Here is a 7579-nt window from a genome sequence, read left to right as displayed (position 1 = left end):
GCCCCGGCGCCGCTCCCGTGCGGGGAGTGGCGCCGTGACCGGCCGGTTGTGGCGGAGTTACGGTGCTCGGCGCCGGGCCGCTGCGGCTCCGTCGCCGACGCGTGCGGTCACACCGTAGCCCGTCAGTGCCGAGGACGTGAAAACACGGCGACGGTCCGTCCTGGGACGGTGAAGCTGCCGGATTCCGCTTCGTACCGCGACTGCTTGACGGTAAGGTCCGCGCCCGCCGCCTGCACCGGATGCAGGGCGTAGTCCTTGCCCGCCGCCGCGTCCACCGTCTGGGTGGCGGTGGACGGGGTTGCGTTGATGACGACGACCAGGTCACCGAGGGTCATGGTGATGACGCCGGGGGTCTCGTCCTTGCCCGAGAGCGGGAAGGCGAGGGTGGACTGGACCTGGGCGGCGGAGGTGAGGGCGAACGCCTTCTCGGTGCTCCGGATCGTCAGCAGGTCCTGGTAGGCGGCGGACGCGCCGGTGATCTGCGCGCAGCCGGGGGTGAGGGTGGGGTTGGTCAGCAGCGGCTCGGCGTAGGACCACTTGTCCTTGTTGTCCGCGGCCTGCGGCAGGCCCCGGCCGAAGCCGTTGCCGTCCTGGCAGTTCCAGTGGATGGCGTTGTACCAGTCGCCGCTGTCGAAGGAGTTGCGGTCCAGGGACTTGGAGCGCAGCAGGTCGGTGCCCGCCTGGGAGAGCGAGGGCCCCTGGGAGAGGGTGGAGATGCCCATGGCGAGGACCTGCATCCTGGCCCGGTCCGCGGCCGGGGTGTCCGCGGGGAGCTTGAACGCGAGGGCGTCGTAGAGGCTCTCGTTGTCGTGGGCGTCGGAGTAGGCGAGGGCGTCGCCGGGGGCAGCCGCGTATCCGGCGGGCTGGCCGTTGTAGTCGACGCCGGCGCCGGTGACCTGGTTGCCGGAGGTGTCGGTGAAGGTGTAGCCGGCGAGGCTGCCGGAGAGGCCGACCTTGATCAGGTCCTGGTAGTGCAGGAGGCGGGCCTTCTGCTCGGCCTCGGTGCCGTTGGAGGTGGAGTCGTTGGGGTCGGTGTAGAGGCCGGAGGCGAAGCCCTGGACGCCGGGGTCGGCGTCGAAGGGGCCGCCGCCGCGCACGGCGTCGCGGGCGCGGTCGGAGAAGGTGGCGATGCCGGTGCCGGCCATGTTCTTCTGGGTGGCCTGGACGAAGCGGGCGTCATCGGCGATCTCGCCGAAGTTCCAGCCCTCGCCGTAGAGGATGATCTTCTTCCCGTCGACGCCGTCCTTGGCGAGCGTCAGGCCGTCGAGCGCCTTGCGCACGGCGAGGATGTTCGCCTTGGGGTGGTGGCCCATCAGGTCGAAGCGGAAGCCGTCGACCTTGTACTGCTTGGCCCAGGTCACGATCGAGTCCACGACGAGCTTGCCCATCATGGCGTTCTCGGGTGCGGTGTTGGCGCAGCAACTGGAGTTGGCGACGGAACCGTCGTCCATCAGCCGCTGGTAGTAACCGGGCACGATCCGGTCGAGGATCGACTTGTCGTCCTGGCCGGAGGCGACGGTGTGGTTGTAGACGACGTCCATGACGGTCCGCAGTCCGGCGTCGTTGAGGCCCTGGACCATCCGGCGGAACTCGACGGTGCGCTTGGTCCCTTCCGGGTCGGAGGCGTAGGAGCCCTCCGGGACGGTGTAGTGCAGCGGGTCGTAGCCCCAGTTGAAACCGTCCTTGGCGGCGGCGGCCGTGACGCAGGCCTGCTGCTCCTCGGAGTCGGGAGCGTAGACCTTGAGGTCACAGGCGGGCTGCTGCTGGTCGGACTTCTTCTCGGAGATGGTGCCGATGTCGAAGGCGGGCAGCAGGTGCACGTAGGAGGTGCCGGAGTCGGCGAGCTCCTTGAGGTGCTTCATGCCGTCGGAGGCCGTGTCGGTGAAGGCGAGGTACTCGCCGGGGTGCTGGGAGGTGGGGTCGGCGATGGAGAAGTCGCGGATCTGGAGTTCCTGGATCTGCGCGCTTCCCAGGGGGACGGCGGCGGGCTTCTTCTGGGTGGACCAGCCGGCGGGCGCGAGCTTCGGGTCGGTGAGGTCGACGACGAGGCTGCGGGCGGAGTCGGTGGTCAGGGCGGTGGAGTAGGGGTCGGTGACCTTGTTGGTGACGATCTTCTGGACGGTGGGCGCCCAGACCTGGACGAGGTAGCGGTAGGGCTTGCCGCTCCAGGACTTGGTCCCCTTGGCGGACCAGACGCCGGTGGTGTCGTCGCGCCGCATCGGGAGGGTCTTGCCGTCGAGTTCGAGCTGGACGGTACGGGCGGTGGGGGCCCACACGGAGAGCGTCGGGACACCCTTGTCGAAGACGGGTCCGAGGGCGGCGCCGCCGGCCTTTGCTCCGTACAGGCTGTCGAGCACTCCGGGGATCTGTACGCCGGTGGCGGCGAGGAGGGCGCCGTTGGCGGCGCGCTGGGTGGCGATCAGCTGGCCGCGCAGGGATTCACGGACCCGGTCGCGGTCGCGGGCGTCGACCTGGAAGGCGGGGTAGTCCTTGAGGTGCGGGTACTTCGCCTTCTGCGCGTCGGTCAGGGTGGTCTGGTTCAGACGCAGCCACTGGCCCTCGTCGGAGAGTGCGCCGTCGACGACGGAGATGCCGCCGTTCTTGGCGTGGACGAGCTGCTGGCTGGTGGCGGCGGTGGCCTTGACCTTCCAGACGACGGTGTCCGCGTCGATCCACTGCGCCTCGGCCTTGGTCAGGTCGGGGGCGGGGACCCCGGCGGCGGCCGGGAGGAGGTAGTTCGCGGTGCCGCCCAGCATCCAGACCTCGAAGCCCTTGCCCGCGAAGTCGAGGGACTGGTCGCTCGGGAGGTCCTTCTCGTCGCCCTTGTGGAGGATGTAGCTGAGCGAGGTGGCGCCGTCGGCGAGCGGGACCTCGAAGGTGACTCCGTAGGCGTCCTTCGTCACCGGCTGCAGCGGCTTGGCCCAGTCGGTCGGGTCCTTGGCGCCGGTCCAGGTGTGCAGGCCCCAGCCGTCGTAGTTCCCGTCCTCGCGGTGGTAGTGGAGGACGGCCTTGGTGGTGTCGGTGGAGGGGCCGGCGCCGTCGGGGGCCTCGGTGACCTGGCCGTCGTCGCCCTGGGCGACCCAGACCTGGCCGGTGGTGGCGAGGTCGACGGTGCGCTGGGGGCCGTCGGCGGTGCCGTCCTTCTCGACGGTGTACGGCACGGTGGAGGTGCCCTCGGCGAGCTTCAGCCAGGCGAACGCGCCGTACGCGTCACGGCCGGTGAACTCGGCGGTGGCATCGCCGGACTTCAGCTGCCAGCCGTCGTAGTCGCCGTCCGCGCGCTTGTAGTGGACGACGGCGTAGTCGCGCTCGACGGCGACGGGCTTGGCGGCCGGGGGCGCCTGACCGGCGGTGGTGGAGGCCAGCGCGCTCGCGGTGCGGCCGGTGCGGTCCACGACGACGGCCTTGTACCGCAGCGGTGTTCCTGCGGCGACGGTGTCGTCGACGACCTGAGTGACCTTGTACGGGGCGTGGTCGGCGGTGCCGAGGGTGCGCCACGTGCCGTTGCCGGTCTGGGCGGCGAACACCACGCGGTCGAGCCGGCCGCCGGTGACGTCGGCGGAGATCTCGACGGTGCCGGTCGCGCCTGCCGCCGGGGCCTTCAGGGTGAGCGAGGGCTTGGTGGCGGGGGCGGCGAGGGGCTGGTCGGCGCGGAGCACGATGCTGGACAGGGCGGGCACCGTGACGGTGATCTTCTTGTCCGAGCCGCTGCGCACGGTGGCGGAACCGCCGTAGATGGTGCGGAAGTTCATCCGGGCGGACTCGGTGGTGAGCTCGACGGTCCGGGGCTCGGTGCCGTTGTTGACGGCGACGAGGTACTCGGTGCCGCGCTTGGCCTCGGTGCGGGAGTACGCGTAGACGGAGCCCTCGGCGTAGCGCTCGGTCTGGACGCCGTCCTGGAGGGCGGGGTTGTCCTTGGTGAGCTTGGAGAGCGCGGCGATCGCCTTGTACAGCGGGTGGGTGGTGTCGTACGCGTCGGAGGCGTGCGTGCGGTCGGTGCCGAGCTGGTCGTCGTCGAGGTAGTCGGCGACCTTCGTGGCGAAGAGCGGCTGGCGGGCGTCCTTGTCGCCGCCGGCGCCGGTGTAGCCCTGCTCGTCACCGGAGTAGACGACGGGGTTGCCGCGGCCGAGGAACATCAGCTCGTTGGCGAGCTTGTCGCGCTCGACCAGTTCGGCGTCCGAGGCGTTCGGGTTGTCCTGCTTGAGGAAGGTCCCGATGCGGCCCATGTCGTGGTTGCCGAGGAAGGTGACCTGCTCGTAGGCGTTCGCCTTGTCGGTGGTGTACCGGTAGTCGTCGGCGTAGAGCGCGGCGAGCTTGGAGGCCGGGGCGCCCTGGGAGGCGTACTGCCGGGCGGCTTCCTGGAAGGGGAAGTCCAGCGTCGCGTCCAGCCTGCCCTGGGTCACGTACGGCGAGGTGATCGCGGTGTCGGCGGAGTAGACCTCGCCGAACATGAAGAAGTCGTCCCGACCGTGCTTCGCGGCGTAGGTGTCGAGGGCGGTGGCCCACTGGGTCCAGAAGTCCATGTCGACGTGTTTGACGGTGTCGATGCGGAAGCCGTCGATGTCGAAGTCGCGGACCCACTTCTGGTAGATCTTCTCCATGCCGGAGACGACCTCGGGGCGCTCGGTCCACAGGTCGTCGAGGCCGGAGAAGTCGCCGTACTCGGTGGACTCGCCCGCGTAGGTGGAGTCGCCCCGGTTGTGGTACATCGTCGGGTCGTCGAGCCAGGACGGGACCTTCTTGCCGGTCACCTTCGGGGTGTACGGGAAGGAGTCCGCGTCCACCTTCGCCATGCCGTCGCTGTCGTCGAAGGGGCGGCCCTCGGTGTCGAGGTAGGGGTAGGCGCCCTTGGGCTGGTAGCCGTACTTCTTCTCGGCGTAGTCGACGGTGTCGGCCGTGTGGTTGGTGATGACGTCGAAGAAGACCTTCATGCCCTTGCCGTGGGCCTTGTCGATCAGCTTCTCCAGATCGGCGTTGGTGCCGAAGTGGGGGTCCACCTGCGTGAAGTCGGTGATCCAGTAGCCGTGGTAGCCGGCCGAGGCGTCGGCGCCGGTGCCCTGCACGGGGCGGTTCTTGAAGATCGGCGCGAGCCAGATCGCGGTGGTGCCGAGGCCCTTGATGTAGTCGAGCCGCTTGGTCAGCCCCTTGAGGTCGCCGCCCTGGTAGAAGCCCTTGTCCGTGGGGTCGTACCCGGTCTCCAGCCGGGAGCCGGTCAGGCCGCCCCTGTCGTTGGAGGTGTCGCCGTTGGCGAACCGGTCGGGCATGACGAAGTAGAACTGCTCGCGGGTGAGGTCCTTGCGGGACGACTCCTTGGCGAGGGACGCGTCCGAGGGCGGGGACGGTGGTCTGGTCGTGGCGGACGCGGTCGCCGCCGGTACGACGGGCAGCAGCGCGGCGCACAGCGCGGCGACGGCTCCCCGGCGGAGGGTGGTTCGGGACACGGAGGGTTCTCCTCGGACTGTGGGTGGGGCGGTACGGCCGGCCCGGCGGGGGCGGCGGGGAAAGGCGCGGGCCGGGAGGCGTCCGTGCGCACTCCCGGCCCGCGCCCGGTCGTTCAGCTGCGCCAGACGTCGCTGGTCAGCGAGATCTTTCCGGTGGCGGGCACGGTGGCGGTGCGGTTGGCGCCGCTCTCCCAGGTGACGTTCCCGGCGGCGTCCTTGCGGAGGTACTTGTACTCGAAGGACGTGCCGGCGGCGAGGGTCACGTCGAGCTTCCAGACGGGGTACGTCGCCGGGTCGAGCTTCAGGGCGCTGTTCGGGTCCCAGTTGCCGAGGGCCGACTGGTTGCCGGTGACGTAGATGTTCTGGCCGAGCGAGGTGGTGGCGTTGACGCCGAAGGTGGCCCCGGAGGTGGTGGTGCCGGTCCCCGGGTCCGTGCCGGTGCCCGTACCGGTGCAGGTGCGGGAGTTGATGTGCAGGGCGAGCGCGGTGTCCGCGCCGAGGGTGGCGGTGAACTGCCCGGAGGAGTTGACCGTCACGGCGTTGCCGGTCTGCACGTCGCAGTAGGAGCCGGCGGGCAGGCCGGTCTGGAACGTCCGGGTCAGCGACGAGGACTCGTGGTTGATGGCGACGTACGCCTTGGCACCGCGGCCGAAGGCGATCTGGTCGGCACCGTTGTCCCACCAGTTGGTGACGGCCTCACCGCGCGCGGTGTTGCGGAAGGCGACCATGGAGGAGATCTGCGGCCAGGCGTGCTGGCACTTCCAGCCGTCGGTGTAGCAGGCGTTCACCTGGCCGCCGTTGGGCGGGCCCGCGTCGTTGTCACTGAACTCGTAGCCGGAGTGCACGTCCGGGGAGCCGTACGGGTAGGCCAGCATGAAGACGTTGGCCAGCGTGTAGGAGGCGCCCGCCTTGTAGTTGAGGGTGTCGCCGCCGCGCTCGGTGTCGTGGTTGTCGACGAAGACCGCCGAGGAGCCCGAGGCCATGAAGCCCCAGCCCTCGCCGTAGTTCTTGAGGTTGGCGAGGTTCTCGCTCTGGAAGGTCTGCTTGAGGCCGCGGGCGTAGCGGAATTCCTGGACGTCCCCGGTGCCGGTGTACTCGGAGGGCTGGACGGCCTCCCCGGCCCCGTAGATGGCCTCCTGCTTCCAGTAGGCGTTCGGGTTGGTCAGCCGGGACTTGATGTTGGCGAGGTCGGCGGCCGGCATGTGCTTGGCCGCGTCGATCCGGAAGCCGTCGACGCCCAGCGAGAGCAGGTCGTTCATGTACCCGGCGATCTTGCCGCGTACGTACTCCTCGCCGGTGTCCAGGTCGGCGAGGCCGACGAGTTCGCAGTTCTGCACGTTGGCGCGGTCGCCGTAGTTGCTGATCTGCGACTGGCAGTCGTTCATGTCGTTGACCGAGTAGAGGCCCGGGTAGTCGTACTTGGTGTACGAGGACCCGCCGGTGCCGGTGCCCGACCCCGCCGACATGTGATTGATGACGGTGTCGGCGACGACCTTCACCCCGGCGTTGTGGCAGGTGGTGACCATGTTCGCGAAGGCGGTGCGGTCGCCGAGCCGGCCGGCGATCTTGTAGCTGACCGGCTGGTAGGAGGTCCACCACTGACTGCCCTGGATGTGCTCCATGGGCGGGGAGACCTGGACGTAGCCGTAGCCGGCCGGGCCGAGGGTGCTGGTACACGCCTGCGCCACGGAGGCGAACTTCCACTCGAACAGGACGGCGGTGACGTCCTTGGTGCCCGGCGTGGCGGCCTGGGCGGCCGTGGCCCCGACGCCTGCGGGGACGACCAGCGCAGCGACTCCGGCCGCGAGGGCGAGAGCGGCGGACAGCGGTCTGCGTGCCATGTCTTTCCTCCTGCTGTGGGGGAAACGCGGGTGACCGAGCAGCCTCACGTGACAACGCGCCGTGCCGGAAGGCTCTTGAATGTTCTTGCAGCAAGACTGGAAACCCGGCTGCAGCGCAGACCGTACGAGCCCGTCAGGCCCGGGTCAATACTTTGGACATGACCCGCTCACATCCACGAAATGCTGGATTTTCCTACCTGCAAGGACTTACGCAAGATATTGCGAGCCTGTTACGTTCTTGGTGACTCCGGTCCGGCCGGCCGGGGGTCCGCGCTCCGGCGCAGGGCCCCACGCGCC

General features: G+C 69.5%; 2 protein-coding genes. Both read right to left on the bottom strand.

Features of this window, described 5'->3' with window-relative positions; genetic code table 11:
* Positions 1-122 precede the first annotated feature (122 nt).
* Positions 123-5441, bottom strand: a complete 5319-nt coding sequence (gene pulA / locus ACFWEP_RS28510) for a pullulanase-type alpha-1,6-glucosidase (protein ID WP_387374213.1) — start codon at positions 5439-5441, stop codon at positions 123-125.
* 113 nt (positions 5442-5554) lie between these two features.
* Positions 5555-7282 carry a carbohydrate-binding module family 20 domain-containing protein gene (locus ACFWEP_RS28505; protein WP_387374211.1) on the bottom strand — a complete coding sequence of 576 codons (1728 nt, stop codon included), beginning with the start codon at positions 7280-7282 and terminating at the stop codon, positions 5555-5557.
* Positions 7283-7579 lie beyond the last annotated feature (297 nt).

This window comes from Streptomyces sp. NPDC060198, from assembly GCF_042728415.1.
In the GTDB taxonomy this organism is placed as follows: domain Bacteria; phylum Actinomycetota; class Actinomycetes; order Streptomycetales; family Streptomycetaceae; genus Streptomyces.
This window is presented reverse-complemented; position numbering and strand designations above follow the sequence as displayed.